The sequence below is a fragment of the Sphaerisporangium sp. NPDC049457 genome, from assembly GCF_055586705.1.
Window position 1 is genome coordinate 1 of sequence record NZ_JBVJHR010000004.1, and the last position, 26,350, is coordinate 26,350.

The 26,350-nt window shown below is 70.5% G+C and carries 25 protein-coding genes; 7 read left to right on the top strand and 18 right to left on the bottom strand.

Features of this window, described 5'->3' with window-relative positions; all coding sequences use genetic code 11:
• Nucleotides 1-349: 349 nt before the first annotated feature.
• The 12 genes from ACZ6QO_RS07700 to ACZ6QO_RS07755 all read right to left on the bottom strand — a co-directional run bounded on the left by ACZ6QO_RS07700 (nucleotide 350) and on the right by ACZ6QO_RS07755 (nucleotide 12,512).
• Entirely contained in the window at nucleotides 350-1,627 is a 1,278-nt protein-coding gene (locus ACZ6QO_RS07700; RefSeq protein WP_465848680.1) for an ATP-grasp domain-containing protein, read from the bottom strand.
• Nucleotides 1,628-1,671: 44 nt separating this feature from the next.
• On the bottom strand, nucleotides 1,672-2,886 hold the full coding sequence (locus ACZ6QO_RS07705; protein WP_465848682.1) for an ATP-grasp domain-containing protein: 1,215 nt from the start codon (nucleotides 2,884-2,886) through the stop codon (nucleotides 1,672-1,674).
• Nucleotides 2,886-4,040: a GNAT family N-acetyltransferase gene (locus ACZ6QO_RS07710; RefSeq protein WP_465848683.1), complete on the bottom strand. Its 1,155-nt coding sequence runs from the start codon at nucleotides 4,038-4,040 to the stop codon at nucleotides 2,886-2,888. The genes ACZ6QO_RS07705 and ACZ6QO_RS07710 overlap by 1 nt, the downstream gene beginning before the upstream one ends.
• Before the next feature lie 7 nt (nucleotides 4,041-4,047).
• Nucleotides 4,048-5,334 (bottom strand): ATP-grasp domain-containing protein, encoded by a 1,287-nt coding sequence (locus tag ACZ6QO_RS07715; protein ID WP_465848685.1) that lies wholly within the window; start codon nucleotides 5,332-5,334, stop codon nucleotides 4,048-4,050.
• A gap of 53 nt (nucleotides 5,335-5,387) precedes the next feature.
• Entirely contained in the window at nucleotides 5,388-5,738 is a 351-nt protein-coding gene (locus ACZ6QO_RS07720; protein ID WP_465848687.1) for a carboxymuconolactone decarboxylase family protein, read from the bottom strand.
• 29 nt (nucleotides 5,739-5,767) lie between these two features.
• Nucleotides 5,768-7,078 (bottom strand): M28 family metallopeptidase, encoded by a 1,311-nt coding sequence (locus ACZ6QO_RS07725; protein WP_465848689.1) that lies wholly within the window; start codon nucleotides 7,076-7,078, stop codon nucleotides 5,768-5,770.
• A 63-nt stretch (nucleotides 7,079-7,141) separates the two neighbouring features.
• Nucleotides 7,142-7,351, bottom strand: coding sequence for a hypothetical protein (locus tag ACZ6QO_RS07730; protein ID WP_465848690.1), 210 nt, complete (start codon nucleotides 7,349-7,351; stop codon nucleotides 7,142-7,144).
• A 132-nt stretch (nucleotides 7,352-7,483) separates the two neighbouring features.
• On the bottom strand, nucleotides 7,484-8,530 hold the full coding sequence (locus ACZ6QO_RS07735; protein WP_465848691.1) for an inorganic phosphate transporter: 1,047 nt from the start codon (nucleotides 8,528-8,530) through the stop codon (nucleotides 7,484-7,486).
• A gap of 14 nt (nucleotides 8,531-8,544) precedes the next feature.
• Nucleotides 8,545-9,258 carry a CTP synthase C-terminal region-related (seleno)protein gene (locus ACZ6QO_RS07740; RefSeq protein WP_465848692.1) on the bottom strand — a complete coding sequence of 238 codons (714 nt, stop codon included), beginning with the start codon at nucleotides 9,256-9,258 and terminating at the stop codon, nucleotides 8,545-8,547.
• A gap of 61 nt (nucleotides 9,259-9,319) precedes the next feature.
• Nucleotides 9,320-10,840, bottom strand: a complete 1,521-nt coding sequence (gpmI, locus tag ACZ6QO_RS07745) for a 2,3-bisphosphoglycerate-independent phosphoglycerate mutase (RefSeq protein WP_465848694.1) — start codon at nucleotides 10,838-10,840, stop codon at nucleotides 9,320-9,322.
• Nucleotides 10,837-12,162 carry a 3-phosphoshikimate 1-carboxyvinyltransferase gene (gene aroA / locus ACZ6QO_RS07750; protein ID WP_465848696.1) on the bottom strand — a complete coding sequence of 442 codons (1,326 nt, stop codon included), beginning with the start codon at nucleotides 12,160-12,162 and terminating at the stop codon, nucleotides 10,837-10,839. The genes gpmI and aroA overlap by 4 nt, the downstream gene beginning before the upstream one ends.
• Nucleotides 12,163-12,248: 86 nt before the next feature.
• The gene (locus ACZ6QO_RS07755; protein WP_465848698.1) at nucleotides 12,249-12,512 is read right to left on the bottom strand and encodes a hypothetical protein; all 264 of its coding nucleotides are present in this window, start codon (nucleotides 12,510-12,512) and stop codon (nucleotides 12,249-12,251) included.
• 619 nt (nucleotides 12,513-13,131) lie between these two features.
• Between ACZ6QO_RS07755 and ACZ6QO_RS07760 the strand changes: the two genes are divergently transcribed.
• Both ACZ6QO_RS07760 and ACZ6QO_RS07765 read left to right on the top strand, forming a co-directional pair.
• Nucleotides 13,132-14,064 (top strand): LuxR family transcriptional regulator, encoded by a 933-nt coding sequence (locus ACZ6QO_RS07760; RefSeq protein WP_465848700.1) that lies wholly within the window; start codon nucleotides 13,132-13,134, stop codon nucleotides 14,062-14,064.
• Between the two features lie 88 nt (nucleotides 14,065-14,152).
• On the top strand, nucleotides 14,153-14,560 hold the full coding sequence (locus ACZ6QO_RS07765) for an ArsR/SmtB family transcription factor (RefSeq protein ID WP_465848702.1): 408 nt from the start codon (nucleotides 14,153-14,155) through the stop codon (nucleotides 14,558-14,560).
• Here ACZ6QO_RS07765 and ACZ6QO_RS07770 read toward each other — a convergent pair.
• The gene (locus ACZ6QO_RS07770; RefSeq protein ID WP_465848703.1) at nucleotides 14,525-14,884 is read right to left on the bottom strand and encodes an ArsR/SmtB family transcription factor; all 360 of its coding nucleotides are present in this window, start codon (nucleotides 14,882-14,884) and stop codon (nucleotides 14,525-14,527) included. The two genes, ACZ6QO_RS07765 and ACZ6QO_RS07770, sit on opposite strands and share 36 nt — an antisense overlap.
• A gap of 150 nt (nucleotides 14,885-15,034) precedes the next feature.
• A complete protein-coding gene (locus tag ACZ6QO_RS07775) occupies nucleotides 15,035-15,250 on the bottom strand; it encodes a heavy-metal-associated domain-containing protein (RefSeq protein ID WP_465848705.1) in 216 nt (71 codons plus the stop codon).
• A gap of 272 nt (nucleotides 15,251-15,522) precedes the next feature.
• Between ACZ6QO_RS07775 and ACZ6QO_RS07780 the strand changes: the two genes are divergently transcribed.
• On the top strand, nucleotides 15,523-16,284 hold the full coding sequence (locus ACZ6QO_RS07780) for a class I SAM-dependent methyltransferase (RefSeq protein ID WP_465848706.1): 762 nt from the start codon (nucleotides 15,523-15,525) through the stop codon (nucleotides 16,282-16,284).
• A 116-nt stretch (nucleotides 16,285-16,400) separates the two neighbouring features.
• Here ACZ6QO_RS07780 and ACZ6QO_RS07785 read toward each other — a convergent pair whose 3' ends face one another.
• The 4 genes from ACZ6QO_RS07785 to ACZ6QO_RS07800 form a co-directional block, all read right to left on the bottom strand.
• Nucleotides 16,401-17,513: an ArsO family NAD(P)H-dependent flavin-containing monooxygenase gene (locus ACZ6QO_RS07785; RefSeq protein WP_465848707.1), complete on the bottom strand. Its 1,113-nt coding sequence runs from the start codon at nucleotides 17,511-17,513 to the stop codon at nucleotides 16,401-16,403.
• Between the two features lie 224 nt (nucleotides 17,514-17,737).
• On the bottom strand, nucleotides 17,738-18,007 hold the full coding sequence (locus tag ACZ6QO_RS07790; RefSeq protein WP_465848708.1) for a hypothetical protein: 270 nt from the start codon (nucleotides 18,005-18,007) through the stop codon (nucleotides 17,738-17,740).
• 136 nt (nucleotides 18,008-18,143) lie between these two features.
• On the bottom strand, nucleotides 18,144-20,615 hold the full coding sequence (locus ACZ6QO_RS07795) for a glycoside hydrolase family 2 protein (protein WP_465848710.1): 2,472 nt from the start codon (nucleotides 20,613-20,615) through the stop codon (nucleotides 18,144-18,146).
• Between the two features lie 69 nt (nucleotides 20,616-20,684).
• Nucleotides 20,685-20,951 (bottom strand): hypothetical protein, encoded by a 267-nt coding sequence (locus ACZ6QO_RS07800; RefSeq protein ID WP_465848711.1) that lies wholly within the window; start codon nucleotides 20,949-20,951, stop codon nucleotides 20,685-20,687.
• A gap of 206 nt (nucleotides 20,952-21,157) precedes the next feature.
• On the opposite strand from ACZ6QO_RS07800, the gene ACZ6QO_RS07805 reads away from it, so the two are divergent.
• Genes ACZ6QO_RS07805 through ACZ6QO_RS07820 form a run of 4 tightly spaced genes read left to right on the top strand, consistent with a single transcriptional unit; the run spans nucleotide 21,158 to nucleotide 26,328 of the window.
• Nucleotides 21,158-22,717, top strand: a complete 1,560-nt coding sequence (locus ACZ6QO_RS07805) for an ABC transporter substrate-binding protein (RefSeq protein WP_465848712.1) — start codon at nucleotides 21,158-21,160, stop codon at nucleotides 22,715-22,717.
• A 4-nt stretch (nucleotides 22,718-22,721) separates the two neighbouring features.
• On the top strand, nucleotides 22,722-23,717 hold the full coding sequence (locus ACZ6QO_RS07810; protein WP_465848714.1) for an ABC transporter permease: 996 nt from the start codon (nucleotides 22,722-22,724) through the stop codon (nucleotides 23,715-23,717).
• Nucleotides 23,714-25,474 carry a dipeptide/oligopeptide/nickel ABC transporter permease/ATP-binding protein gene (locus ACZ6QO_RS07815; RefSeq protein WP_465848716.1) on the top strand — a complete coding sequence of 587 codons (1,761 nt, stop codon included), beginning with the start codon at nucleotides 23,714-23,716 and terminating at the stop codon, nucleotides 25,472-25,474. Before ACZ6QO_RS07810 ends, ACZ6QO_RS07815 begins: the two co-directional genes overlap by 4 nt.
• Nucleotides 25,471-26,328, top strand: a complete 858-nt coding sequence (locus ACZ6QO_RS07820; protein ID WP_465848717.1) for an ABC transporter ATP-binding protein — start codon at nucleotides 25,471-25,473, stop codon at nucleotides 26,326-26,328. The genes ACZ6QO_RS07815 and ACZ6QO_RS07820 overlap by 4 nt, the downstream gene beginning before the upstream one ends.
• The last annotated feature ends 22 nt before the right edge of the window (nucleotides 26,329-26,350 follow it).

Genomic DNA, 26,350 nt, shown 5'->3' on the forward strand with positions numbered 1-26,350 from the left:
GGGGGGGTGAGCGGGAAATGAACGATGGTGGGTGGATAGACTGCCCCACTTTCCTTTTCCTTCCGCCCATGACCGGCACACGTGCCTGGCGCGCGGCGCGGCCGTGCCGCTCGGGGCGCCGGCCGCGCCGCGCCTGTTCACACGGATCGGCCTCGGCCTAGTCGCAGCACGCACACGCGCAGCTGCATTCGGCGCCGTCTTCCGCGGCGTCCTCGATGCCGCTGGTCTCGCAGCAGCCCGAGCCGATCATGTCGTCCGCCATGACCCCTCCTCTCCGTTGGTTTGATAATTCCAAGATTATCGAATCAGATCACCCGGCCGCCGTCAAGGAACGGACGGGCGAGCGGGCTCAGCAGCAGGACGTGTGCGGCTTGGTCACCGACGACTCCGCCTCGGCCATGGGCTCCACGCGCAGATCCAGCTGTCCGAGGATCCGCTCCAGGTCCCGGGTGACCTGGTCACGGCTCTCCCCGGCCAGGATGATTCGCCCGAAGGCGCCACCGCGAGCGTGGTTGACGTCGAGGACCGCCTCGCCCGGCCTGACGTCGATCTCGACGAGGGGATCCACCGGCGACTCCAGCCCCTCGACCGCGCGCAGCGCCTCCTCGCGGTACCACAGCCTCCCCTCCTGTTCGAAGACGATGCTGTGGTAGCGCCCGACGGGCGCCTTCGGCGTCTCCGGCTCCGGCCGGCGGCCCAGGGCGGCCTCCACGGCCACCAGGGTCGGCTCGTAGCCGGTGGTCGCGGCGATCAGCGCGACCCCCTGCCCGCCGGAGACCCGGGGGTTGACCTCCACCACCCTCGGCCCTTCGTCGGTCAGCATGAACTGCAGCAGGGCCACCCAGTCGTCCAGCCCCAGCGCGGCGAGAACGCGGTCGGTGAGGCCGGCGAGGCGCGTGAGCTCTTGCTCCGGAAGCGTGTTGGGGAACCAGCCGCCCAGCTTCACGAACTTCGGCGGTGGTCCCACTTCGCCCTCGAACACGTAGAGAACGTCGGTCTCTCCCCCGACGCGGCGGGCGAACACGCCGATCTCCGGACCGGAGAGATACTCCTCCACCAGCGCGCTGTCACGGCCGCCGTCCAGGATGGCGCCGACGGCGGCGGCGACCTCCTCGGAGGTGGCGCAGTACATCAGGCCCGCCGCGCTGGACGCGTCCCGCGGCTTGACCACGACCGGCAGGCCGATCTCCTTCGCCGCGGTCGTGGCCTCCTCCACGCTGCCGGCCACTTCGTGCCGGGTGACGGCGATGCCGGCCTCCGACAGACACCTGTGCGTGGCCGCCTTGTCGTTGCAGTTCCGCGCCGCCTCGTAGGTGATCCCGGTCGACAGCCCGAGGCGGTCGCGCAGCAGGCCGGCCAGCGGGACCAGCCGGTCCACCTGGCTGACCACCGCGGTGAACGGCCGGAGCGCGTGCACGCGCCCGATCTGCTCGGCCACGCCCTCCCAGTCGTCGAAGTCCACCTCGAACGGGATGTCCACCGCGGCGAACAGTTCGAGCGGGATGAACTCGTCGGCGAAGCCGACCTCGTAGCCGGTGCGTTCCTTCAGCATCGTGACGGTGCGCTGACCGCCGAGCACCAGCACGCGCGCCGGCCCGGCTGCGTGTGGTCCTGTTCCTTCTGACACGTGGTCACCGTTCCTCGTCTGGGGCAGAGATGGGATCTCAGATCTCAGGTGCCGCCGCGGCCGACTCGCAGGCGGAGCCGGTCCAGCGCGTCCCGGTACGCGGGCGCGAGGCCGCTCTCGTCGTCGGCGTAGACGACCACCCGCCCGTACACGCCGCCCTCCGCGTGGTCGACGGGAAAGACCGTCTGACCCGGCTCGACGTCCATGGAGATCACCGGCGCGGGCGCCTCGCCGGCTTCGGAGAGCGCGCCGACGTCGTACTCGACGGCGCCGGCCTCGTCGAAGACGAGGCACCGGTACATGGCGTACCGGGCGACCGGCGCCCGCCGGGTCACCGGCCGGCCGATGGTCACCTCGACGGCCGCCCGCACGAGGTCGACGCCCGAGACGGCCTCGGTCACCTCGCACAGCCGTCCGCCCGGCGGGCGCAGGCTCACGTTGACGACGACCGGGCCTTCGGGACCGAGCCGCACCTGGGTGTGCGCCACTCCGTCGTCCAGGCCCAGCACGCGCAGGGCTTCGGCGACGTGGCCGCCCAGCCGCGCCTCCTCCTCGGGGCCGAGCCCGCTGGGGTGGTCGTACCCGATCTCCAGCGGCCTGGCGCCGGGCGCCGTGTGCTGGGCGAGGATGCCGGCCACCTCGGTGACGCCGCCGGCGGCCACGGTCTGCACCGCGTACTCCGGGCCGTCGACGTACCGTTCGACCAGCAGCCGCGGGTTCGTCGCCGACCACAGCGCGAGCACCGCCGATGGCACCTCGCCAGGGCCGCGGCACACGCGGGTCCCCCTGCCCCCGGCTCCGGAGACCTTCTTGACCAGGACCGGGTAGCCCAGGCGCGCAGCGGCGGACTCGACCTCGCCGGGGTCGGCGACGACCTGGTAGGCGGGGACGGCGAGGCCGCCCCCTTCGAGTGCCAGCCGCAGGCGGAGCTTGCTGTCGCAGCTCAGCACGGCCGGCATCGCCGGTCCCGCGACGTCGAGACGGGCGGCGAGATAGGCGGCCAGGGGCAGCCGGGAGTCGTAGACGCTCAGCACGCCGGTGAAGGGGCGCACGTCGTGCAGCCCGCGGAGCGCGGCTTCGGCGGCCGCCCAGTCGTCGAGGTCGAGGTCCAGCGGCAGGTCCGCGACGCAGGCCAGGTCGAGCGGAGTGGGATCGCCCAGCAGCGCCGTGCGGACGTCCATCTCCGCCAGCACGCTCACCACCCGGCGGCCCTCGACGCAGACGACGCCCGGCCGGCCGTCGTCGATCGCCCCGCGCATCAGCAGCACCTGCTCACGACTTCGAGCCCGTCGGGCGAGGCCTGGGCGCCCAGCTCGAGCCGCCTGCACCACGCGTACAGCAGCGCGGCCTGCCGCCGGTCCGCCGCCTTCATCGCGAGCAACAGGGGGGTGCCCACGGCGCCGTACCGGTGCTTGACGGGCGCGTTGCCCCGGCCCAGGTCCAGCACCCGCGTGCCGCTCCCGATCGCCGCCTCGATGGTGTGCGCGAGCATGGGCCGGTAGGGCCGGAACGTGGCGTACCGCGCCGTGTCCAGCCCCGCGATCCACATCGACCACTCGTCGCCGAACTGCCATCCGCCGAAGGCGGCGACGACACCCTCCTCGTCCGCGGCGACGACCGTCCTCTCGTACGGCCGGAGGCGCCGCTTGAGCGCGCGCAGGTACTCCTCCGGGAACACCTCGGTGGGCGTCCCGTGCGCGAGGAGCAGATCGTGGCTGAGCCGCACCAGCGTGTCGGCGTCCGGCGCGCTCTCGGCGATGGTCAGGCCGGCGGCCTGCCGGCGTTGCTCCTTCCACAGCTTGCGCCGGTGCCGGCCGGGGAAGGCGCGCCAGTACTCCTCGGCGCCCGGGTGGGCGGTGTCGAGCCGGTACGCCGTGGAGACGTGCGCCGTCGCGTACCCCTGACCCATCAGCCTGCCCGCGAAAGCGTCGGCCGGAAGGTTCGCGATCCCCCACGCCCACGCGCCGAGCAGCGCCGCCGCCCGTTCCAGGCCGTCGACCAGCGCCCACGCCGCGGCGTCATGGCCGGGCAGGGCCAGCGGGCCGCCGCGCAGGGCGGCGAGACTGTGCGCCAGGAGGACGGGCCCGGAGTCCCGCAGGCCGGCCTGCGCGCCCATCGAGTACGCGTAGTCCAGCCGGGGGCAGTGGTGGACCAGGTAGGCCGGGCAGACGCCGACCAGCTCATCCCCGTGGTAGGCCAGCAGGTGGGCGGGCTCGAACACCCCGGGCGGCGCCTCCTCGAAGGCCGCCAGCCACTCGTGGCTGTAGAAGATCGTGCCGCCGCTCCTGCGCGCGACGTCGTTCCAGACCTCCCGGTCGACGTCGGCCGCCGCGCGGGCGAGCGTGATCCGGTATCCGCCGGCCGTCTCGGCGATGTCGCGGACGTGCGGCGGCGCGGTCGTCCGGCCCGTCACGGCGGCCTCAGCAGCAGGACTTGAATTCACGGCTGTCCGTTCGCGACGTGGCCAGGTCGTCCGTGGGCGTCACCCGCAGATCCAGGTGTTCCCGTATGCGGCGGGCGCCGTCGGCGACCTCGGCCCCGGTGTCGCCGAAGACGACGATCCGGCCGTACACGCCGCCCCCGGGATGGTCCTTCGGCAGGACGGGCTCGCCGGGCGAGACCTCGACCTCCACGATCGGCGGCACCGGGCCCGGGAAGGCCGATGGGTCGAGGTCCGTCCGGTACGTCACCAGCCCGGCCTCGTCGAAGACGATGCTGCTGTAGAGGGCGTGCGCGGCCCGGGGCCGGCCGGTGGTCACCGGGAGGCCGAGCGCGAGCCGGGTGGCCGCCACGGTCATGTCCACCCCGGACACCGCGGTCGTCATCTCGACCAGCCTGCCGCCGGGGCGGCGCGCGTTGACCTCGACGACGCGGAAGCCTTCCGGGCCGAGGCGCACCTGGGTGTGGCTGATCCAGTCGGTCACGCCGAGCGCGGCCAGGGCGGAGGTGACGACGTCGGCGAGGGCCGCCTCGCCGGCGGCGTCCAGGCCGCTCGGATGCTCGTAGCCGAGCTCCACGAAGACCGGCGGCTCGGTCATGTGCTGGCGGAAGACGCTCAGCAGGCGGGTGCGGCCGGCCTCCGTCAAGGTCTGCACGGCGTACTCCGGCCCGTCCACGTACTCCTCGACCAGGACCCCGGCCCGCGTCCCCGGCCCGGGGTCGGCCAGGATGCCGGCCGCCGCCTCGCGCACCTGCTCCGTGGTGAGACAGCGGCGCACGCCGAAGGCGCCGGCCCCGTCCCTCGGCTTCACCACCACGGGAAGACCGATCCTCTCCGCGACGCGCACGGCGTCCTCCGCGGCGGCGGCGAGGCCGAAACCCGGTACGGGCAGGCCCGCGTCGCGCAGGCGTTCGCGCGTGCGCAGCTTGTCCCGGCAGTTCCACGCCGCCTCGGCGCTGAGCCCGCGCCGCTCGGCGAGCAACTGCTCGGCGAGGTGCGCCATCAGCGGGATCCGCGGCTCCACGTGGGTCAGGACGGCCGCGGGCGCGGCGCCGCCGAGCCGGGCCTTGACGGTGTCGCGCACCTCGTCCCAGTCGTCGACGTCCACGTCGACCGGCACGTCGGCCCAGAAGACGCACTGCATCGGCACCTGGCGGTCCAGGTACAGGATGCGGTAGCCGAGGTCGTGCACGATGGTGAACTCTCGTTCGGCACGGCCGCCGATGAGCACGACGGTGTCCGCCGGAGGATTGCCGCCTTGTGTCATCGGCGCTCCGTTCCCTTCGAGCGAGTGGCGTGTCAGCAGGGCGAACACGGCCGTCAGCAGCAGGTGTTGGCCTTCTTGGCCGGCGCGGCCGCGGCGGCCGGGGCGGGACGCCGCGCCGCGTCCAGTTTCAGGACCTCCACGATGCCGGCGACCTGCGCGATCTCCTCGTTGCCCAGGCCGAGCTGCTTGGCGGTCGCGAGGAAGGAGCGCACGGTCTCCTCCCGGCCCAGCAACAGCGCGGCGGCCAGGGCCACGGCCGCCTTGGCCTTCGGCTCCAGCGCGCCACCGTCGAAGACGGTGTTGAAGAAACTCTGGTATCCGGCGGAGAAGCTCTCGTGGCCGTCCTTGATGTGCGGGGCCAGCTGCATGAGCTGGACCGAGATGCTGGGTGCGGCGGTTGCCATGGTGACTCCTCAGGTATTGACGGAAGTGCTCACTGATCGGGTGCGACGGTCGCCTCCCCGGCGTCCCCGGTCTCCCCCGCGTCCCCGTTCTCCTTGGCGTTCCCGGCTTCGTCGAGCGCCAGGAGCGCGACCGTGACCAGCAGCAGCCGGCCCGCCATGCGCAGGGCGGCGGGGTCGACATGCTCGGGGGAGTCCAGAGGCGAGTGGTAGTGCGCCGCGCCGAGCCCGAGTCCCGCGGCCGGCAGCCCGGCCGAGGCGTACCGCCGGTTGTCGGACGCGACGGGCCCGGCGGCGAGCGGGACGCCGAGCATGCGCCCCGCCCGGTCGAGGGCTTCGCGTATCCCTCGGGAACGCGGACCGAGCTCGACCGCCACGGCGCCGTTGAACTTCGCCGCCATGTCGAGGTTGACCACGTCCGGGCGGGAGCCGGAGGCCACCATGCGTTCCGCGTGGTGCTGGGAGCCGACGGCGCCGACCTCCTCGGCGTCGAGGAGGGCGAAGACGATGGGCCGGGGGGCCAGGAAGCCCTGCGCGGTGATGGTGTGCGCGACGCGGAGAAGCACCGCCGTTCCGCTCGCGTTGTCGCCGGCGCAGGGGAAGTGCCGCCCCGGGTCGGCGCCCACGCCGTCATAGTGCGCGGTGACCAGCACCGGCCGGTCGCGGCGGGCCGGATCGGCGCCCGGCAGGGCGGCGGTCACGTTGACGCCGGTGACGGCCTCGCGCCGCAGGGGGACGAGGGCGCGCACCGTACGGCCCTCGAGCGCGGGCAGGTGCTCCTCGCGGACGGCGATGACGGGCACGTCCACGGGCGCGCCCCCCACGATCCGCTTGGTGAGGAAGCCGGAGGACGCCGGCCGTTGCGGGGTGAGCAGGCCGAGCCCGCCCGCCGCGCGGACGGCGGCGGCCAGATCGGTGAAGGCCCGGCCCTGCGGCACCCGGTCCAGGAGGCACCAGGCGCCGGGACGCGGAGTGCCGTCCCACCGGGCGACCGGGCCTTCGACGGCCGTCTCCATGGCAGCCGATCGGGGGTGCTCGGCGTAGTCCCACCGGTGTTCGAACGTCCGGGACGGCCGCGGGCCCCGCACGGTGAACATGGGCGGCGAGGTGAGCCTGAAGACCTCCGGCACCGGGAAGGCCTGCGTCTCCGGTCGCAGTCCCGCGTCGCGCAGGCGGTCGGCGACCAGTGCCGTGGCGCGGTCGCGGCCGGGGGTGCCCACGGCGCGTCCGGTGAGGGGCTCCGCGCACAGCGACCGCAGGAGCTCTATGGCCTTCGTCTCGTCGAAGGCTCCGGCCAACGCACTGAGCCGTTCCTCCACACCGGGGTGGGCGGTCCTGGACATCCGATGACGAGCCTTTCTCGCTATCACGGGCGTTCGCCGATCGGGCGGCGCCCGGCCTTCGCCTTACTCTCCGCAGCAGCCGCTGCTCGTCTCGCTCGGCTCGCCGCAGCAACCACTGGCACTGTCCTCCAGGCCGAGGTCGACGCGCTCGGCCTCCACCGGGCCCGCGGCGGGCTCGCCGCAGCATCCGGTCGCGCCGGCGTCCACGTCCAGCTCGGGATCGGTGACGAACCCGCCGACGACGCGGTCTTCGGTGTCCTGCTGGCGGTCCATGGCTCACATCCCCTTCCGGGATTCCGACGCTAATTCGATAATTATAAGATCATCGAATCATGTGGGTGTCAATGGCCGATCCGGAGAACTCGATGCGGGTCGCCGGAGACACGGCTCCGGCGACCCACGACATCAGGCGATGGCCAGGTAGACGCCCGCCGCGACGGCGGCGCCCACCGGTGGCGTCAGCAGCCATGCGATCAGCAGGTCGCGCACGGTCTTCTTGTTCAGCCGGGACAGGTCGTTGGCGGCGATGCCGGAGATGGCGCCGGCCGAGACCTGTGTCGTGGACATCGGCAGCCCGAGCGTCGCGCCGAGCCCGACGAGAACCGCGGTGGTGAAGTTCGCGCTGAAGCCCTCCACGTGCGGGATCTTGATGACGGAGTAGGCGAGACGGTCGGCGATGCGCGAGCCGCCCACCAGGCCGCCGACCGCCATGGCCACCGTGACCAGCATGAGCAACGTCGTCGGAGTCATCCCTCCCACCAGCGCGAAGGAGCCGATCGCGACGATCTTCGGCGCGTCGTTCATCCCACGCGCGAAGCTCGCGAGGCCACTGGTCATCCAGTGGCCGACGGTGACCGCCTTCTGCGCCTTGGTGGCCTCCGCCCGCACGTCCACCGACGTGGCGAGCCCGCCGCCCTCCGGCACCCGCTCGGCCGCCCGCGCCCGCTCGGCCGCCCGCGCCTTCTTGGCCGCCGAGGCGGCCACGACCCTGCGGGTGATCAGGCCGAGCACGGCCGAGATCGCGTACGCCACCAGGATGCTGAGCAGCAGCGGCACGACGACCTTGCCCAGCAGGCCGTTCCACTGCACGGCGTCGGCGGCGAACAGGCTGCCCGCGCCGAGAAGCGCCCCCACCAGGGCGTGGGTGGTGGAGACGGGCAGTTTGAGCACCGTGGCGAGGATGACCCAGAAGACCGTGCCGACCAGCACCGCCACCGCGAAGGCCGGTGTCGGGGCGGCGGACACGATGCCCTTGGAGAACAGCTCGGTCATCTTCGACGCCAGGGTCAGCGACACCAGGCACCCCACGGCGGTCGCCACGGTCCCCCATAAGATCGCCGTGCGGATCCGGGTCACTCCCGCGCCGGCGAGCGTGGCGACGCCCTTCGGCACGTCGTTCGCGCCATTGGCGGCGGCGAGGGCGATAACGAGTATCAGAACGAGTACTTCCATTCGGCAACGGCCTCCTACGGTGTTGTGGCCCTGGCGGATGTCTCGGCGTGCCGCGTCGCGGCGGTGACGAAGGCTTCGATGAGCGGGTGGATCAAGCCGGGCGACGAAGAGAGCTCCGGCTGGAAGAGCGTGCCGATGAAGAAGGGGTGGTCGGCGATCTCGATGGCCCGTGGCGCCTTCTCGGCGTCCCACCCGCTGATCACCAGGGAGCTCCGCTCGATGAGATCGACGTAGTCGGGGTTGAGACCGTATTTGCAGTGGAACGTCTCGACGGTCTGCTCGGCGTAGGCGTACACCGACGCGAGCCTGCTGCCGTCGGAGAGGTGGAGGGGAGCCGTCTCCCCCGCCAGCGAGCAGCACAGCGCGGTGATCAGCGGGGTCTCCGCCTCCGGGTCGTACTGGACGTCGTCGGCCTGCGGAAGCCCCAGGACGTTGCGCGCGTACTCGATGAGCGCGTGCTGGAAACCGCCGCACGTCCCCAGATAGGGGATGCCCGTCTCCCGCGCGAGGCGGATGGCGAGCAGGACCCCGTCCTTCGAGGCGTACGGCGACCCGGGGATCACCCACAGCCCGGAGTAGCCGCCGAGGCTGTCCTCGCCCGTGATGGTCCCGGTGGGCACCCAGTCGACGTCGGCGGCCAGTGATGGGACGAACGCGTCCAGGCGCGCGTGGGCGGGGGTCTTGGAACTGCGATCGCCGATCAGGGCGATACGCGGGCGCTCGGTCATCAGAAGATCTCCTCATCATCCCCGGCGAGTCGGCCGATCCACATGTCTGCGCGTCGTCCGGTCACAGCAGTGGCCTGCCGGTCATCGCCGCCCCGGGCGGGCGTCCCAGAAGGGCCAGGATGGTCGGCGCGACGTCCGCGAGGGTGCCGCCGTCCCGCAGACGGCCCGGGTTCGGCGCCTCGGGCGCGGGCACCAGGACCAGCGGGACCGGATTGGTGGTGTGGCCGCCGTACGGGCGCTGTCGCCCGTCGGCGTCGGGACGCGTCATCTGCTCGGCGTTGCCGTGGTCCCCGACGAGGAGCACCCACCGCCCGGCCGCGCGCGCCGCCGGCACCAGCCGGGCCACGGCCGCGTCGGTGTGCTCGGCGGCCAGCACGGTGGCGTCGGCGTCGCCGGTGTGGCCGACGACGTCGATGTTGGCGAGGTTCGCCACGACCAGCGCCACGTCGGCGCGGGCGGCGGCCTCGCTCAGTGCGTCGACCACCGCGGGGAGGTTCATCTCCGGACGGGACCGGTAGTCGGGGGGACCCTCGCCGCTGATCCGGACGTGCTCCTCGACGGAACGCGCCCGGTCGTCGCGGCCGTTCAGGTAGTAGGTGACGTGCTCGAACTTCTCGCGCTCCGCGACGCGGACCGAGCGCAGCCCGTGCCGTTCCAGTTCGTCGGCCAGCCCGCCCGAGGCGTCCGCGCGGTCCACGAGCGGCGGAATGGACGCCCGGGTGTCGTACCGCGCGAGGCTGAGCAGGGTGACGTCCCGCGCGGCCAGGTGGGCCGCCAGGTGGTCGGCGAGCTGCTGGATGCGGTCGCTGCGGAAGTTGGTGAACAGCACCGCGTCGCCCTCGCCGACGGCGCCGGCGGGCGCGCCGTGCTCGTCGACCACGACGCTCGGCACGACCCACTCGTCGCTCTTCTGGCCGGCGAGCGCGTCGCGGGGATGGGTGACCCGTACTCCGATCCCGTCCATCACCGCCTGGGCGGCCGCCGTGGTGAGGTTCAGGTCGCCGCTCTTGTCGAGGGCGTAACCGCGGCCGACCACGCTGGCGACGCGGCCGGCGCCCGTCTCGGCCGTGAACTTGTCGACCTGGTCCAGGTAGGCCGCCGCCGTCCCGTCCCCCACGTCCCGGCCGTCCGTGATCACGTGGATCCACACGTCGGGCACGCCATGGAAGGCCGCCACCCTCAGGAACTCCTTCAGATGGCCGATGTGCGCGTGGATCTGCCCGTCCGAGCAGAGGCCCACGAGGTGCAGGGCCCGCCCGGTCCGGGCGAGCCGCTCGCACGCCGCGACGAGCAGCGGGTTGGCGGCGAGGGCGCCGCTCTCGATCTGCTGTTGCACGAGGAGGCTGTCGTACGGCAACGGCCGGCCGGCGCCGATCACCATGTGACCGATCTCGGAGTTGCCGACGGTGCCCGGCAGCAGGCCGACCGCCTCACCGGACGCCGCGACGAGGGTCGAGGGATACTCGGTCCTCAGCGCGTCGAGGTGGGGCGTCGCCGCCCGGCTGAGGGCGTTGGCCGGTCCTGGGCCGGCGTGCCCCCAGCCGTCCAGCACCAGGAGCATGCCCGGGGTCGCCTGGCTCACAGGGTCGACGCTCCGTCCGGGTGCAGCGTGTCCAGCGTCTCCCAGAACGTCGGATACGACTTGGCCACGCAGCCGGGATCCTTGATCACCACGCCCTCGGCGCGCAGGCCCGCGATGGCGAAGCACATGGCGATCCGGTGATCGTCATAGGTGTCGATGACGGCGCCGGCGGGGGTCCCGCCGGTGATGGTCATCGCGTCCGGGAACTCCTCCACCGTGATGCCCATCTTGCGGAGTTCGGTGGTCACCGCCGCGATGCGGTCGCACTCCTTGACCCGCAGGCTGGCGATGTTGCTGATGTGGGTCCGGCCCTCGGCGAAGGCCGCGACCACCGCGAGCGTCGGCACCACGTCCGGCATGCTCTCCATGTCGATGTCGATGCCGTGCAGCTCTCCGCCTCGAAGGGTGATGCCGCCGCCGTCGAAGGACGCCTCGCACCCCATGCGGGCCAGCGCGTCCACCAGGCCGACGTCGCCCTGGTGGGAGTCGCGGCCGATGCCCGGAATGGTGACCCGTCCGCCGAGGATCGCGGCGGCGGCCAGGAAGTACGACATGCCGGAGGCGTCCGGTTCGACGGTCACGGACCCGCCGCGGAAGGCCTGGCCGGCGGGGACGGTGAACCGGGTGTGGCCGTCGCGCTTGATCTGCACGCCCATCTCGGCGAGCGCCGCGATCGTCATCTCGACGTAGGGCTTGGAGATGAGGTCGTCGACGATCGTGACCTCCACGTCGTTACGGGCGAGCACCGAGTTGATCAGCAGGCTGGAGGTGAACTGACTGCTCACCGCGCCGCTGATCCGCGTGGCGCCGCCGCGGAAGTCGCCGCCGGTCACCCTGATCGGCGGCGACCCGTTCCCGCGCACGCTGACCGCCTCGACGCCCAGCGCCGGCAGGGCGGCGAGCAGGTCACCCATGGGCCGTTCCTGCATTCGCTTGTTGCCGGTGATCGTCGTCACGCCCGGGGCGTGGCCCGCCATGGAGATCATGAAGCGCAGCGGGGTGCCGGCGCCGCCCATGAAGATCTCCTCGTCCGGAGCGCGCATCGCCTGGCCGGTCGGCGTGACGTGAATCGTCTCGTTCTGCTCATCGATGTCCACGCGGACATGACCGAACGCCTCGACGCCGCGGGAGAGGTACACCGTGTCGTCGGAGATCAGCGCGTTCTCCAGCGTGGTCTCCTGGCCGGACAACGACGCGATGGCGAGGTACCTGTTGGTGTAGCTCTTGGAGCCGAGGACCTTGACGTCGGCGTCCATCTTGCCCAGCGGCCGGACGGTGACTTCGGCTGCCTTACGTCGCGGATCAGGGGTGGCTGAGGCCATTGTCTCTCTCCTTGAACCATGGGCGTCGGTCATACTGGCCGTCCCGGGAAATCCGTTCCCGGAGCGGGTTCACCTGTCAGAAACCGTCATTCTTCGAGCATCCAGCCACGTAATGTCGGTGAGCTGCGCAGAGCCCTTTCACATATGCGTATCGCGGCCGCGCGCGCCTGCGCCGGATTCGCACTGCTGTGAAAGAAGGTCAGCTCGATTCGGTCGGGGGTCGCGGAGGAATGCAGGTGCTCCAGGTCATCCGCGGGTGTGGCCGCGGTCCACAGAATGTCGGTGACGAGCTGCGCCGCCAGCCTTCGCCGGACGGCGGCGTCGGTGGCCATCAACGTCACCGATGCCATGTACATGACATTTCCGGGGTGTCGTCACGACGGCATCCGCCCGGCGGCGAAGACCACGCGCGCTCTCCGTACAGGGACCATCACTCGCCCGTTTCCGCCGCCCGGGGTGACCTCACAAGCGGCCATCCCGCATTCCCGCAGCTCACCTCGGCACCGTCGCACGCCCCTACTTTCATGTTCGGCACCGATGCAGGAAAGTGGTCCGGCCAGGCAGCTAGTTGCCGGGCAACTTGGTGCCACCGTCCGGCAAGAAAAGGGCCCAGATCACACGGGGCGGCACGGCGGACACCCCCCATAGCGGGCATGTCCGCCGCGCCTATAAATACCGGCCGCAAATCCCTAATCATCGACGTCGCCGGCACCGGCCAGAAAAGAGGGACGTCACCCTGCGTCACGCACCGAGTTCGGATCGCGGATGTGCGAGGAACGGGTTTCTGAGAGGCGTCGGCGAAGGCCCTGGTCGGTTAACCCGAGCCGATGCCGAACTCGACAGAACTTGATATGGACAGCCTCATCTTCGTGTTATTTAATGACCTCGCCGTGCACAGGTGTTATGGGGGCTGCCGTGCTTGAGCAATGGGGCTTGGACGTTCACGCCGATAGCATCTACCGTCTCGTGTTGACGCGGAAACAGTGGGGCATCGCGCAGATCGCCGCCCACCTCGGCATCTCCGAGACCGAAGTCCACGCCACCATCGACCGGCTGGTGGAGCTCTCGCTCCTGCGCCGGTCGTCCGGAGCGCTACGGGCGGGAAGCCCGAGCGTCGCCTTTCACGATCTGCTGCAGCGGCAGCGAGCCGATCTGTTGCGCCGCCAGGAGGAGTTCGTCGCCACGGAGCACGCCGTCGATCGGCTGATCCAGGAGTACAGCGAGCTGTGCGCGGCCGGCGCGCGTCACGAATGCGACTGCCTTGAGAGCGTCGAGGCGGTGCGTGCCCGCATCGAGACGCTCGCGCACTGGGCGACCTCCGAGTGCCTGTCGTTCATGCCGGGCGGCGCCCAGTCTGCGGAAAGCCTGGAGGCCAGCAGGCCGCTGGACCACGAGATGCTCGAACGCGGCGTGTCCGTCCGCACGATCTACCAGGACAGCGCGTGCAACGACGCGGCGACGCTCGGCTACGCGCGCTGGATGACCGGCCTGGGAGGCGAGGTCCGCAGCACCCCGATCTTGCCGATCCGCATGGTGATGTTCGACCACGATGTCGCGTTGCTGCCTCTCGACCCGACGGCGAGCAGAAAGGGAGCCGTGGAGGTCTGCGGCAAGGGGATCATCACCGCGCTTCTCGCCCTTTTCGAGGAGGTCTGGAAGCACGCCGCGCCCTTGGGCGCCGGGCGGCGATGCTGCGACGGGACCATCACCACGCAGGAGCGCGAGTTGCTCAGACTGCTGGCGCAGGGGCTCACCGACGAGGCGACGAGCAAGAAGCTGGGCATCGGGCTCCGCACACACCGCAGAATGGTGGCCGACCTGATGGACCGGCTCGGGGCGCGCAGCCGCTTCGAGGCCGGCGTCAAGGCGGTGGAGAAGGGCTGGCTGGCGCCCGCGAGCTGAGAGCGATATGCCAGCAACGTCCAGCATTGGCCACCATCGTCCACATGTATCCATTGCCGCTGGTCTAGAGAACTGTCAAAATAGGCATGTGTCGAAACAAGGGGGCGTTCCAGCGGAGATCTGCTGTCCGCCACTTGCCGCGGCGCCGGTCGACGCCGAGCAGGCGGCGGAGGTCGCGGCCGCGTTCAAGGCACTGTCGGACCCGGTACGCGTGCGGCTGCTGTCGCTGATCGCCTCGCACCCCGGCGGCGAGGCCTACGTGAACACGCTCACCGCGGCTTTCGACCTGACCGGCCCCACGATCTCCCATCACCTCAGAGTGCTGCGCCAGGCGGGGCTGCTCGGCTGCGAACGGCGGGGCACCTGGGTGTTCTACTGGGTGATCCCCGCCGCGCTGGAACGGCTGAGCGAAGTGCTGACCGTGCCCGCCGACGTCGCGCCCCGGCGGGTGGGGGCGCCCCTAAGCGGAGACGCCTGCGAGGTCGGCCGCGGCTAGCAGGGCCGAGAGCTGGTGCAGCCGCTCGCGTATCGGCCGGTAGTACACCCACGTGCCGCGACGCTCGTGGTCGACCAGGCCGGCCTCGCGGAGGAGCTTCAGGTGATACGAGATCGTCGGCGCGGCGACGTCGAACAGGTCGGTCATGTCGCAGACGCAGACCTCGCCGTCGGGGTGCGCGGCGATCAGCGACAGCAGCCGCAGCCGGATCGGGTCACCGAGGGCCTTGAACATCTTCGCCATGCTGACGGCGTGCGCGGGATCCAGCGGCACCGACTCCAGCGGAGCACAGCATCCCTTGGCAGGGGAGTCGGCTGCAGGCATGGTCACTCCCGTGTTCGACATGCCTCTATTTTGACACTCGTCTAAGTTCGCTGCAACAGCCGGCGTCGGGGGCGTACCGCGCACAGGGGTCTCGCCGCCCTCGCGGGGGTGCGCCTCGACGACCACGAGGGGGCGATCAGACTACGGCGCCTACCGGGCGAGGCCGACCAGTTCGTAACCGGCCTCGTCCACCGCGGCCTCCAGCGCCGGGTTCTCCACCGGCCGCTCGCTCGTCACCGTGACGGTCGCGGCCTGCAGATCGACCTGGACGTCCGTGACCCCGGGGATCTTCGCGACCTCCGCCGTGACGGCGGAGACGCAGTGCCCGCAGGTCATCCCATTCACGCGATAAGTAGCAGTCGCCATTGCCGGCTTCCCTTCAAGGTTGGAGAGAGTGGGTGCGATGACCGGACTCCCAGGGACGCCGGCCGGACGCGAAGGCCGGGCTCCGACCAGCGGTCGCGCGGCTCCCGCCGATTTGACAGAGGGTCTTCACTCCGGTCATTGACATCCCGTATGCTTAGATGATCATATAATTAAGTAAACCTCGAATCAAGCGCGGTGCGTGGCTCGGGCCACCTTTCGACCGCGCTTCCGGGCATCCGGCCACCTCCGACGGGGCGACGAAGGGATCACCGATGACGGCAGAGGCGTACGTCGACCTGCACGCGAAGATCTACGACGAGTTCTGGAGCTTCTATCCCAGCCGGATCGGCCGGGCGCTGCTGCGCCTCCACCAGACGACGATGCCCGACGCCCCGCGCCGCGTCCTCGACGTCGGCTGCGGCACCGGCATCGTCGCCGCGCGCTTCTACCAGGAGGGGTACCAGGTCACCGGCCTTGACATTTCCAAGGCCATGCTGGAACGGGCCCGGCGGCGCTTCCACGCGGCCGGCGACCGGGCCACGTTCATCCACGGGGACGCGACCGACTTCACCATCCCCGAACCGGTGCCGTTCGCCTTCTCGACCTACGACATCCCGAACCACCTCAGGACCCTGGATCAGGTCGCCTCGTATCTGCGTGCCGTCCACCGTGCCGTCGAACCCGGAGGCATGTTCGCGTTCGACCTCACGACGGCCAAGGGGCTCGAAGCGATGAACCGCATCTGGATCAAGGATGAGAAGTCGGCGATGTTCCTGTTCCGGGGGGCGATGAACCAGGAGGAGGGCTTCGGCTTCTTCCGGATCTCCGGCATGGTGCGCGCCGAGGACGGCCGCTACGACCGGTTCGAGTCCACCATCGTCAACACCGCGCACGCGGTGGCCGACGTGCGGAGACTCGTGGACGAAACCGGCTGGGCGGACTGCCGCGTCGGCACCCCCGACCACCCGCTCCTCCCGGCGGAGCACCCGGAGGACGAGGAGCGCGTCCTGTTCGTCGCCCGCAAGCCCGGCTGACGTCCCGCACCGCGCCGCAAGAGCACCATCCCGGCGCACACGTGAGGGCGGCGCACACGTGACGGTGTACGCGTGACGGCGGGGTACGCGCGCGGTCGGCCACCGACCGGGCGGCCTCAGCGACCCCCGCTCCGGCCAGGGTCCACGCGGAGGCCGGCGAGCCGTGTCGCCACCTCCGCGACGGTGTCACGCGCGGTCCGGCCGACGCCGATCAGCGTGGCCGACGCCGGGCCGGTCCAGTTCCCATATCCCAGCAGATGGAGACGAGGCTCTTCTTCGGCCCGCGTGCCGGCGGTCGCGATCACCCCGTCATGCGTGCGCAGCCTCAGCGGCGCCAGATGCCGCAGCTCGGGCCGGAAGCCGGTGCACCACAGGATGACGTCGCACGCCGACTCGGCGCCGTCCGCCCAGGCGATCCCGTCCGCGGTGATCCGGCCGAACATGGGCTGGGCCTTGAGCACTCCGCGCTCGCGCGCCTCGCGGACGGGCGGCACGGCCACGATGTCCCCCAAACCGCCTCCTCCCCCGGCATCGGCCTCACCCCGCACCCGCCGCGTCGCCATGTCGAACAGCGCCTTGCCGTCCACCTCGTCCGGCAGCAGCCGAGGCGTCCGCCGGGCGACCCAGATCGTCTCCGCGACGGTGGACACCTCGGCGAGAATCTGGGCCGCCGAGTTCCCTCCGCCGACGATGACCACGCGCCGTCCCGCGAACTCGCCGGGCCCGTCGTAGTCGGCGGCGTGCAGCTGCCGCCCGGCGAAGTCGCCCGCCCCGGGGTAGTACGGCACGTACGGCCGCCACCAGGTGCCGGTGGCGCTGATGACCACCTGCGCGATCCACTGCCCGGCGTCGGTGTCGACGAGTAGCCCGCGGTCGGCTCGCCGTACGGCCTCCACCGTCACGGGCCGCCGGACGGGAAGCCCGTAACGATCCTCGTAATCGGCGAGATAACGGACCACGTGCGCCGCGGTCGGATACCCGCCGTCGGAGGTCGACGGCATCATCCGGCCTGGTAGGGAGCTGTACCGCGCGGGCGAGAAGAGCCGTAACGACGGCCACGCGTGCCGCCAGGCGCCTCCCGCCCGCTCCTGGGCGTCCAGGATGACGAAGTCGGCTCCCGCGCGCCGCAGGTAGTACCCGGCGGCCAGCCCCGCCTGCCCGCCGCCCACCACGAGAACCTCGACCTCGGCAGGACTGTCGGATCGACGCTCACTGGCGGGCAGGGGCATGCACGACTCCTGATCAGAGGGATCTCTAACCTACAGCTCACGCCAAGGACACCGGCCACGAGCAGGCTCGCCGGAGGGCGTAGGCCGCACGCGGTCCCCGTTCAGCTGTACCAGCCCGGTTCAGGCGTGCGCGGGACTGTCCTTCCAGGAATGACGGGGGTCGCTCATCATCGGCGATCACCTTTCGGAGGGTCTGCGGCGACCGGGCGGGATGGCGCCCCGTCTCACTGTTCGGCGGGGACGCCCGCGCGGGTGGTGGTGCGACTGCTGAGGGAGCTCACGGCGGCAAGGGGTTTCCTCGCCGCCGTCGTGGTGCCCGGACAGGACCGGCCGGCCGAACCAGCCGTCGCCTTGGCTCGGCACCACATCCTGGCCGGGCACCGGCGGAAGCCAGGTGAGCGGTCCTGGGCAGACACCCAGTGCAACACGCGCGGCGGGCGCGGGCCGGCGAGGTCGAGGACGACGCCGACGTCGTCCTCGGACAGAACGATCATCAGAGCTCCAGGCCAGGGGTATCGGGTGGGCATTGGCCCGGAGAACCCGCGAGAGAGCGGGCTCGGAGAACGGCCGGCAGGTGGGCCGGATGGCGCACCCCGCACGCGGCGCTCGTGGGTGCGGCGGCCCCCTCGCTCACCGCCCTGCTGTCGTCAGATGGTTGGCGCTGCACAGCACGCCGGGAGCGAGGAGGGCGGACGGGTCGTCCAGCACCGCGGAGGTTCGCACGAAGAAGGTGTGTGATCGTCCGGCCGGCAGTGAGACCAGCATGTCGTCCGCCACCGCGTCGGAGGCGACCTTGTCGGCCAGCAGGGCGATATCGCGGGTGAAGGACGCGGCCCGCACCCCGACCCGATAGCCGCCGGGCGTCCTCTCGACGGTCGTGGTGAGCGACGCGGGCTCGTACGCCAGGTCTCGGTCCTCCGCGAACAGGTGACAGACCTGGACAGCGCCGACGGCCATCACCAGCACCTCCCGCTTGGCGTCGGCCGGTTCGAGCAGGTCTCCGGGCAGTTCGACGGACGCCACCGACCGGGGTGGCACAGCGAGGGACAGATCGGCAGTGGCCAACACGTTTCCGGCGAACGTCTGCCGGGTCGCGGCCACCGTCCCCGTCCAGATCTCGTCGTGGTCGTTGACGGCGATCAGAACGGTCCGGCCGTCCCTTGGCTGGACGGTGAGCAGCCGGGGTGCGAAAGCGTGCGCAAGGGCGTAGTAGAGGGGTTTGGGCCGTTCGTCGCCGTCCACGGCCGCCCAGGATGTGACCGGCCAGCAGTCGTTGAGCTGCCACACCAGTGCCCCGGCCGTGCGCGGCCACCAGGAGCGGAAGTGCTCGATGCCGAAGGCGACGGCGCGGGCCTGGTTGAGCTGTGCCGCCCAGTGCCAGTCCTCGAAGGAGGCGGGCACGGACAGGTGCGGTTCCATCCCACGGTCGAGCTTGAGGTTCCCGTTATCGGCCTTCTGGTGGAGCAGGAATCCCGGGGAGGCCGGCGTCATCGGCTCGTCGTGGATCCACCTGGTCAGCGTGCGCCAGGTGGGCGGCCCCTGGAAGCCGAACTCGGCGCAGAACCGCGGGACGCGGTCGCGGTAGTGCGTGTAGTCGACCGAGTTCCAGACGGCCCATTCGTGCCTGGTGCCGTGGTCGTCGCCATTCGGCGGCAGACCGGCGGGGCTGTAAGGGCTGCCGGGCGTGTAGGGCCTGGTGGGGTCGAGTTCGGCCACGATCCCTGGCAGTAGTTCGGTGTAGTAACCGAGCCCCCATGTGCGGCCCTGCAGCGTGTCGCGCCAGCCGGGCCACTCCGCGAAGGCCTCCAGATTCTCGTTGTTGCCGTTCCACAGTGCCAGCGAAGGATGGGAGACCAGGCGGGTGACGTTTTCGCGCGCCTCGGCCTCGACCTCGCTCCGCAGCGGCTCCTCCTCCGCGTAGAAGGCGCAGGCGAAGGGGAAGTCCTGCCACACGAGCACGCCCCGCTCGTCGCAGACGTCGTAGAAGTCGTCACTCTCGTAGATGCCGCCGCCCCAGACGCGCAGCATGTTCATGTTCGCGGCCACGGCCTGATCGACCCTGCGGATGATCCGCTCACGGTCGACGCGGGTGAGGAAGTGGTCGTCGGGAATCCAGTTGGCGCCCTTGGCGAAGACGGGCCTGCCGTTGACGACGAAGGTGAACCCGCTGCCGATGTGGTCGGGCTCGGTCTCAAGAGCGATCGTGCGGAAGCCGACGCGGCGCCGCACGACGTCGACCGGCCGGTCTTCATGGAGGAGCGTGACCGTCAGGTCGTACAACGGCTGGTCACCGTAGCCGGTCGGCCACCACAATCGGACCTGTGGTGCCAGCACGGTGACCGTGGCCGCGCCACCGGATACGGGCACCTGCTCGGAGCGGTCCGCCACGTCGACCGTGATGCTGTAGTGGCCGTCGCCGGCATGGTCGCCGGCATGGTCGCCGGCATGGTCGAGTTGCACATGTACCTCGACGCGGCCGGCGCCGTCCGGGTCGACGGTCACCAGCGGGCGTACGTGGGAGAGCCGGGCAGTGCGCCAGCGCTCCAGCCGCACCGGCTTCCAGATGCCGGCGGTCTGCAGGTCGGGGCCCCAGTCCCAGCCGAATGAGCAGGCCATCTTCCGGATGGCGTTGTAGGGATGGGGGTACGCGCGCTTGCGCGGACCCAGTGTCTCCTCCACCTGCTCGGCATGGTTCAGGGCGGAGTGGATCGCCACCACGAGTTCGTTCGCGCCGTCCCGCAGGATCTCGCCCACATCGAAGCGGTATCCGCGATGCATGTTGGCGGTGCGGCCGAGATGCCTGCCGTTGAGACCTACCGTCGCGACCGTGTCGATGCCGTCGAACACCAGGTCCACCCGCTCCCCGGGCCGCGCGGCACGGGAGTGGAAGGTCGTCGTGTACGTCCAGTCGGCGCGGTGCATCCAGACCAGTTCGGCTTCGTTCCGGTCCAGGTACGGGTCGGGGATGAGGCCTGCCGCCATGAGGTCGAGGTGCGAGCCGCCTGGCACGCGCGCCGGGATGTCGCGGCCGGCGACGGCATCCGGGACGGCCTCACCGGCTGCCCGCAGGCGCCACTCTTCCTGCAACATCTCGCGGATCATTCGCCCTCTTCTCCCATATGCCAGCACAATGATCTCAGGAGTATTTCTTAGGTAAGTTACTGAAGTTAGTCAAGTGCCCTTCAGGCAGAACATGCCGCCGGAACGCCGAGATCGTGAGTCCGGGAGGCCGGTGGCGGCGACCATGCGGACGCGGCCGATCGCGCCCGCGGCCCTGATGGCGTCCAGGACGGCGGGCTTGCCGCTCGCGTGCGGCTTCCACTCTCGCCCGCGCGCCCACCGCCCCGTCCGGCCGTGGATCCGAACGTTCCAGCTCGGTGCGACCGCCAGGAGCCGCGCATCCGGCCCTGCCACCCGCTCTGAAACTTCCACGGCCATTGACTTACTTAAGTGGACGAATAAACAATGCTCAACATCGTTTGAGAGGACCATCTGCTATGTCGATGAAGACCCCATGCGCGGTCGCCCGCGTAGCCGCTGGGCTCGCCGCATGCATAGTCGTCGCCGGTTGTTCCTCGTCCGGAAGTGCACCGGGACAGGCGTCCGGAGCCGCGGGCTCGTCGGGAGCCTCGAAGCCTCTGGTCGTGTACACCGGCGCGACAGGCGACATCCAGCCCATCTTCAACCCCTACCTGCCAGGGGCCCTCGGCGGCGGGGGCATGATCTTCGAGTCGTTGTTCTTCTACAACATCGTCCGCAGCGAGGCGCCCAGGCCCCGGCTCGGCGAGAGCTTCTCCTGGAACGACGACGGCACGAAGCTGTCGATCACGCTGCGCAGCGGCGTCAAATGGTCCGACGGCCGGCCCTTCACCGCCAAGGACGTCGTGTTCACGCTGAACATGATCGCGAAGTACAAGGCCCTGAACGGCACGGGCTACCGGGGCAAGGCGGCCGCCACCGACGACACCCACGTGGTGATCAAGTTCGAGGAGCCGTCCTTCGTGGACGGCCCGCAGATACTCGGCCGGATCTGGATCGTGCCCGAGCATAGGTGGAAGGACATCCCCGACCCCACCAAGGAGCAGCTGCGGGAGCCCGTCGGCACCGGGCCCTACCTGGTCGACGATCTCAAGCCCCAGGCGTTCACGCTGAAGGCGAACCCCGGCTACTGGGGCGGCGAACCCGCCGTGCAGAAAATCCGCTTCCCCTCGCTGTCGGGCAACCAGGCCGGCGCCACCGCCCTCAAGTCCGGCCAGATCGACTGGCAGACCGGACCGGTGCCGGACATCGCGAACGTGGAGCAGAGCTACCCCGGGTACAAGCTGATCATCACCCCGCTGAACCAGATGGTGCTGGACACCTGCGCCAACGCCGACCTGGGGTGCAAGGGCCCGCAGACCGACCCCGCCGTCCGCCAGGCGATGTACTACGCCGTCAACCGGACCCAGTTGAACGCACTGGCCTTCGAGAACACCAGCGCCGAAATTTCGCCGAGCATGGCACTGGTGCAGCGGGACCAGGCCGTCATGTCCGGCCGGCTGCAGAACAGGGTCGCGCCGATGCGGCCGGATCCGGCGAGGGCGCAACAGATTCTCGAAAGCGCGGGCTACGCGAAGGGCGCCGACGGGGTCTACGCCAAGGACGGCAAGCCCGTGAAGCTGACGCTCAAGACGGTCGCCGGATGGACCGACTACATCACCGCGGCCGACACCCTGAGTCAGCAACTGGCGAAGGCCGGCATCAAGGTCACCGCGCAACAGCTGTCGTACAACGAATGGGCCGGCGCGCGGCAGCGCGGCGACTTCCAGCTGATGCTCGACTCGCTGTACCAGGGCCCGGCCGCCGACCCGTTCTACGTCTACAGCTACTTCTACAGCACCGACACCACCGACAAGGTCGGCGGGACGGCCGGCAACAATGTCAGCCGCTTCTCCGATCCCGACGTGGACAAGGCCCTCGCCGAACTCAAGAAGATCGACGTATCGGACACCGCGGCGCGGCAGCCGTACTTCGACATGATCCAGACCCGCATCGAGCAGTCGATGCCCTATGTCCCGCTGCTCACCCAGGGGACGATCAACATCTACAACGCCAGGAAGTTCACCGGCTGGCCGGCCAAGGAGGACCTGTACGCCTTCCCGGCGGCCTGGCAGGCCCCGGACGCCTCGGAGATCTATCTGCGGCTCAAGCCCACGGGCAAGTGAGCCGATGCGGTACTACCTCCGCAAGTTCGGTTTCTACCTGGCCGCCCTGTGGGCGGCGGTCACGCTGAACTTCTTCATCCCCCGGATGATGCCGGGCGACCCCGTGAGCATCCTGATGGCGAAGCTGCAGCAGCGGGGCGGCTCGGTCGGCCCCGAGGCTCGCAGAGCCTACGAGCTGCTGCTCGGCACCGACACCGGTGAGCCGTTGGCCAAGCAGTACCTGTCCTATCTCGGCAACATGCTGCGCGGCGACTTCGGAATCTCGGTCAGCGCCTACCCGGTGCCCGTCTCGGAGGTCATCGCGACCTCCCTGCCCTGGACGATCGTGCTGGTGGGCATCGCGACCGTGCTGTCGGTCCTGGTCGGCGCCGGGCTGGGCATGGTGGCGGGATGGCGGCGGGGCACCTGGCTCGACGCGCTGGTGCCCGCCACCACGGTGCTGGCGGCGGTGCCGTACTTCTGGCTGGCGCTCGTCCTCGTCGCCGTTCTCGGGTCAGCGCTGGGCTGGTTCCCGCTCATCGGCGGCTACGACGTCGACTTCACCCCCGGATGGAACCTCGACTTCCTCGGCTCGGCCGTCCATTACGGCGTGCTGCCCGCGCTGACGATCGTGATCTCTTCGGTGGGCGGCTGGCTGCTCGGAATGCGCAACATGATGGTGTCCACGTTGTCCGAGGACCATGTGCTCACCGCCACCGCGAAAGGGCTGCCGAACAGGCGCGTGATGATCTGGTACGCCGCCCGCAACGCGGCACTGCCGTCGATCGCCGGGTTCGCCATCTCCCTCGGATTCGTGGTGGCCGGTTCCATCGTGACCGAACAGGTGTTCTCCTACCCCGGCATCGGCTCGAAGCTGCTGGAGGCCGTGCAGAACAACGACTACGCGCTCATGCAGGGCATCTTCCTGGTCACGACCGTGGCGGTGCTCGGAGCCAACCTTGTGGTCGACCTGCTCTACAGCGTCATCGACCCACGAACCCGCGCGGGAGCGAACGCATGACCGATCTCGGTCCGGATTCCCCGGCGCCCCGGCGCACCGTGCTGCCCCGGTCGTCGCCCAAGCTGGTCACCGGGCTCGCCCTGATCACCGCGATCATCCTCGTCGGCGTCGTCGGCCCGATCTTCGCCGGCGAGCCGGACGCGATCAACGACATCGGACTGACTTCGCCCGGCGGAGGCCACATCCTCGGCACCACGCAGATGGGCCAGGATGTGCTGACCCAGATCGCGTACGCGACCAGGGGATCGCTCTACATCGGCCTGCTCGTCGGCGTGATGGCCACGGGCCTGTCGGCGCTGTTCGGCATCATGGGCGGCTATGCCGGCGGCGTGGTGGACGAGGCGTTCTCACTGTTCACCAACGTGATGCTGGTGATCCCCGGCCTCCCGCTGGTCATCGTCATCTCCGCGTTCGTGCCGCCCGAGCAGCGGGGGCTGTGGACCATCGCGGTGGTGCTCGCGATCACCGGCTGGGCCGGGGCGGCCCGGGTGCTTCGCGCGCAGACGCTGACGCTGCGCAACCGGGAGTACGTCCTGGCCGCCCGCGTGGCGGGGGAGCCGGCGTGGCGGATCATCACCGTCGAGATTCTGCCGAACCTCCTGCCGCTGCTGGCCTCTCAGTTCGTGTTCTCGGTGATCGCGGCGATCCTTTCCGAGGCGGGCCTGTCGTTCCTCGGGCTCGGCGCCTCGAATTCCTCCACCCTCGGCACGATGCTCTACTACGCCCAGAACGGCTTCGCGCTGCAACGCGGCGCGTGGTGGTGGTTCGTACCGCCAGGCCTGATCATCGCCCTGTTCGGCTGCGGTCTCGCACTGATCAACTTCAGCATCGACGAGATCATCGACCCGAAGCTGCGCGCCGTACCGCGCCGGATCCGGTACCGGCGGCGTGACCCGGCGCCGGTGGAACGGCCCTCGCACGACACCGCGGTGAGCGTGCGGAACCTTTCGGTGACCTACGGGAACACGGTGGCGGTCAAGGACGTGTCGCTGGAGGTACGGCGGTGCGAGATTCTGGGCCTGGCGGGTGAGTCGGGCAGCGGGAAGACGACGCTCGCGTACGCGATCAACCGCCTGCACCGGCCGCCGGCGGAGATCACCGCCGGGTCGGTCACCTTCCACGACCGCGACGGCGAGGACGTGGACGTGCTCGCCCTGCCGCCCGGCGAACTGCGGGCCTTCCGGTGGTCCCAGCTGTCGGTGGTGTTCCAGGGAGCGATGAACTCGCTGAACCCTGTCATGACGATCCGAGCGCAGCTGGAGGACGTACTCACCACGCACCGCCCCCACCTGTCGCGGAGCGATCGCCGGGCCCGCTGTGCCAGGGCGCTGGAACTGGTGGGGGTGGACCCGGTACGGCTGCGCTCCTACCCTCACGAGCTGTCCGGAGGCATGCGACAGCGCGTCATGATCGCGATGGCCATGCTGCTCGACCCGCAGGTCATGATCATGGACGAGCCGACCAGCGCCCTGGACGTGGTAGTGCAACGAGGCATCCTCCGCGAGATCCTGCGCCTGCGCGACGAACTGGGCTTCGCCATCGTGCTCATCACCCACGACCTGCCCCTCCTCCTGGAGGTCAGCGACCGCATCGCCGTGATGCTGGGCGGGGAGATCGTCGAGTGCGCGGCGACCGAGGAGATCCTCGCCGGACCCCGCCATCCCTACACCCGGCGCCTGCTCGAATCGTTTCCCAGCCTCACAGGAGAGCGCGGCGCGTTCGTCCGCTCCGGTGAGGCCACCGGAGGTGCACGGTGACCACGCTCGACGTGACGGACCTCGTCAAGGATTTCCGCATCCGAGGTGGCCTGCGCGGACGACGGCTGCGGGCCGTGGACCACGTCTCGTTCACGCTCACACCCGGCCGTACGGTCGCCCTGGTCGGGGAGTCGGGTTCGGGCAAGTCCACGATCGCCAGGATCATCGCCCGGCTCGAACGGCCCACCGCCGGACAGGTCGTCATCAAGGACGAGGACGGCGGCCGAGTGCCCGACCGGGCCTATCGCGACCATGTGCAGATGGTCTTCCAGGACCCGTTCTCCTCACTGAACCCCTTCCACACCATCGAGCACCATCTGATCCGCCCGCTGCTGCTGCACGGGCAGGCCCGTACCGGCGCCGATGCCCGCAAGAAGGTCGCCGACCTGCTGGAACGGGTCAACCTGCCCGCACGCGACATCGCCCACCGCCGCCCGCACGAGCTGTCCGGCGGCCAGCGGCAGCGAGTCGCCATCGCTCGCGCGCTCGCGCCGGGGGCGAAGGTGATCGTGGCCGACGAGCCCGTGTCCATGCTGGACGTCTCCATCAGGCTGGGCGTGCTGAACCTGCTGGCGCGCCTGCAACGCGAGGAGAACCTGGCCGTCCTCTACATCACACACGACCTGGCCACCGCACGGCACTTCTCCGACGACATCCTCGTGCTCTACCGAGGCCGGGTCGTGGAGCGCGGCCCGGCCGACGCGGTCATCCTCGACCCACGGCACCCCTACACCCGGCTCCTGGCCGCCGCCTCGCCCGACCCGAAGGCGCGTGGCCGTCCTCTCGACATCGATGCGGCGGCTGTCGCGGCAGCCGGCGAGGCCCCCGCCTACGACCATCGGATCCAGTCGTGAGGTGGCAGATACCCGGATCCAC

Coding starts and splice junctions, on each gene's coding strand:
- ACZ6QO_RS07775 (WP_465848705.1), bottom strand. CDS start 15,250: ATGGCGACTGCTACTTATCGCGTGAATGGGATGACCTGCGGGCACTGC.
- ACZ6QO_RS07815 (WP_465848716.1), top strand. CDS start 23,714: ATGACCGATCTCGGTCCGGATTCCCCGGCGCCCCGGCGCACCGTGCTG.
- ACZ6QO_RS07755 (WP_465848698.1), bottom strand. CDS start 12,512: ATGGCATCGGTGACGTTGATGGCCACCGACGCCGCCGTCCGGCGAAGG.
- ACZ6QO_RS07735 (WP_465848691.1), bottom strand. CDS start 8,530: ATGGAAGTACTCGTTCTGATACTCGTTATCGCCCTCGCCGCCGCCAAT.
- ACZ6QO_RS07770 (WP_465848703.1), bottom strand. CDS start 14,884: ATGCCTGCAGCCGACTCCCCTGCCAAGGGATGCTGTGCTCCGCTGGAG.
- ACZ6QO_RS07795 (WP_465848710.1), bottom strand. CDS start 20,615: ATGATCCGCGAGATGTTGCAGGAAGAGTGGCGCCTGCGGGCAGCCGGT.
- ACZ6QO_RS07725 (WP_465848689.1), bottom strand. CDS start 7,078: ATGTCCAGGACCGCCCACCCCGGTGTGGAGGAACGGCTCAGTGCGTTG.
- ACZ6QO_RS07790 (WP_465848708.1), bottom strand. CDS start 18,007: ATGATCGTTCTGTCCGAGGACGACGTCGGCGTCGTCCTCGACCTCGCC.
- ACZ6QO_RS07730 (WP_465848690.1), bottom strand. CDS start 7,351: ATGGACCGCCAGCAGGACACCGAAGACCGCGTCGTCGGCGGGTTCGTC.
- ACZ6QO_RS07785 (WP_465848707.1), bottom strand. CDS start 17,513: ATGCCCCTGCCCGCCAGTGAGCGTCGATCCGACAGTCCTGCCGAGGTC.
- ACZ6QO_RS07720 (WP_465848687.1), bottom strand. CDS start 5,738: ATGGCAACCGCCGCACCCAGCATCTCGGTCCAGCTCATGCAGCTGGCC.
- ACZ6QO_RS07780 (WP_465848706.1), top strand. CDS start 15,523: ATGACGGCAGAGGCGTACGTCGACCTGCACGCGAAGATCTACGACGAG.
- ACZ6QO_RS07800 (WP_465848711.1), bottom strand. CDS start 20,951: ATGGCCGTGGAAGTTTCAGAGCGGGTGGCAGGGCCGGATGCGCGGCTC.
- ACZ6QO_RS07740 (WP_465848692.1), bottom strand. CDS start 9,258: ATGACCGAGCGCCCGCGTATCGCCCTGATCGGCGATCGCAGTTCCAAG.
- ACZ6QO_RS07705 (WP_465848682.1), bottom strand. CDS start 2,886: ATGCGCGGGGCGATCGACGACGGCCGGCCGGGCGTCGTCTGCGTCGAG.
- aroA (WP_465848696.1), bottom strand. CDS start 12,162: ATGGCCTCAGCCACCCCTGATCCGCGACGTAAGGCAGCCGAAGTCACC.
- ACZ6QO_RS07715 (WP_465848685.1), bottom strand. CDS start 5,334: ATGACACAAGGCGGCAATCCTCCGGCGGACACCGTCGTGCTCATCGGC.
- ACZ6QO_RS07810 (WP_465848714.1), top strand. CDS start 22,722: ATGCGGTACTACCTCCGCAAGTTCGGTTTCTACCTGGCCGCCCTGTGG.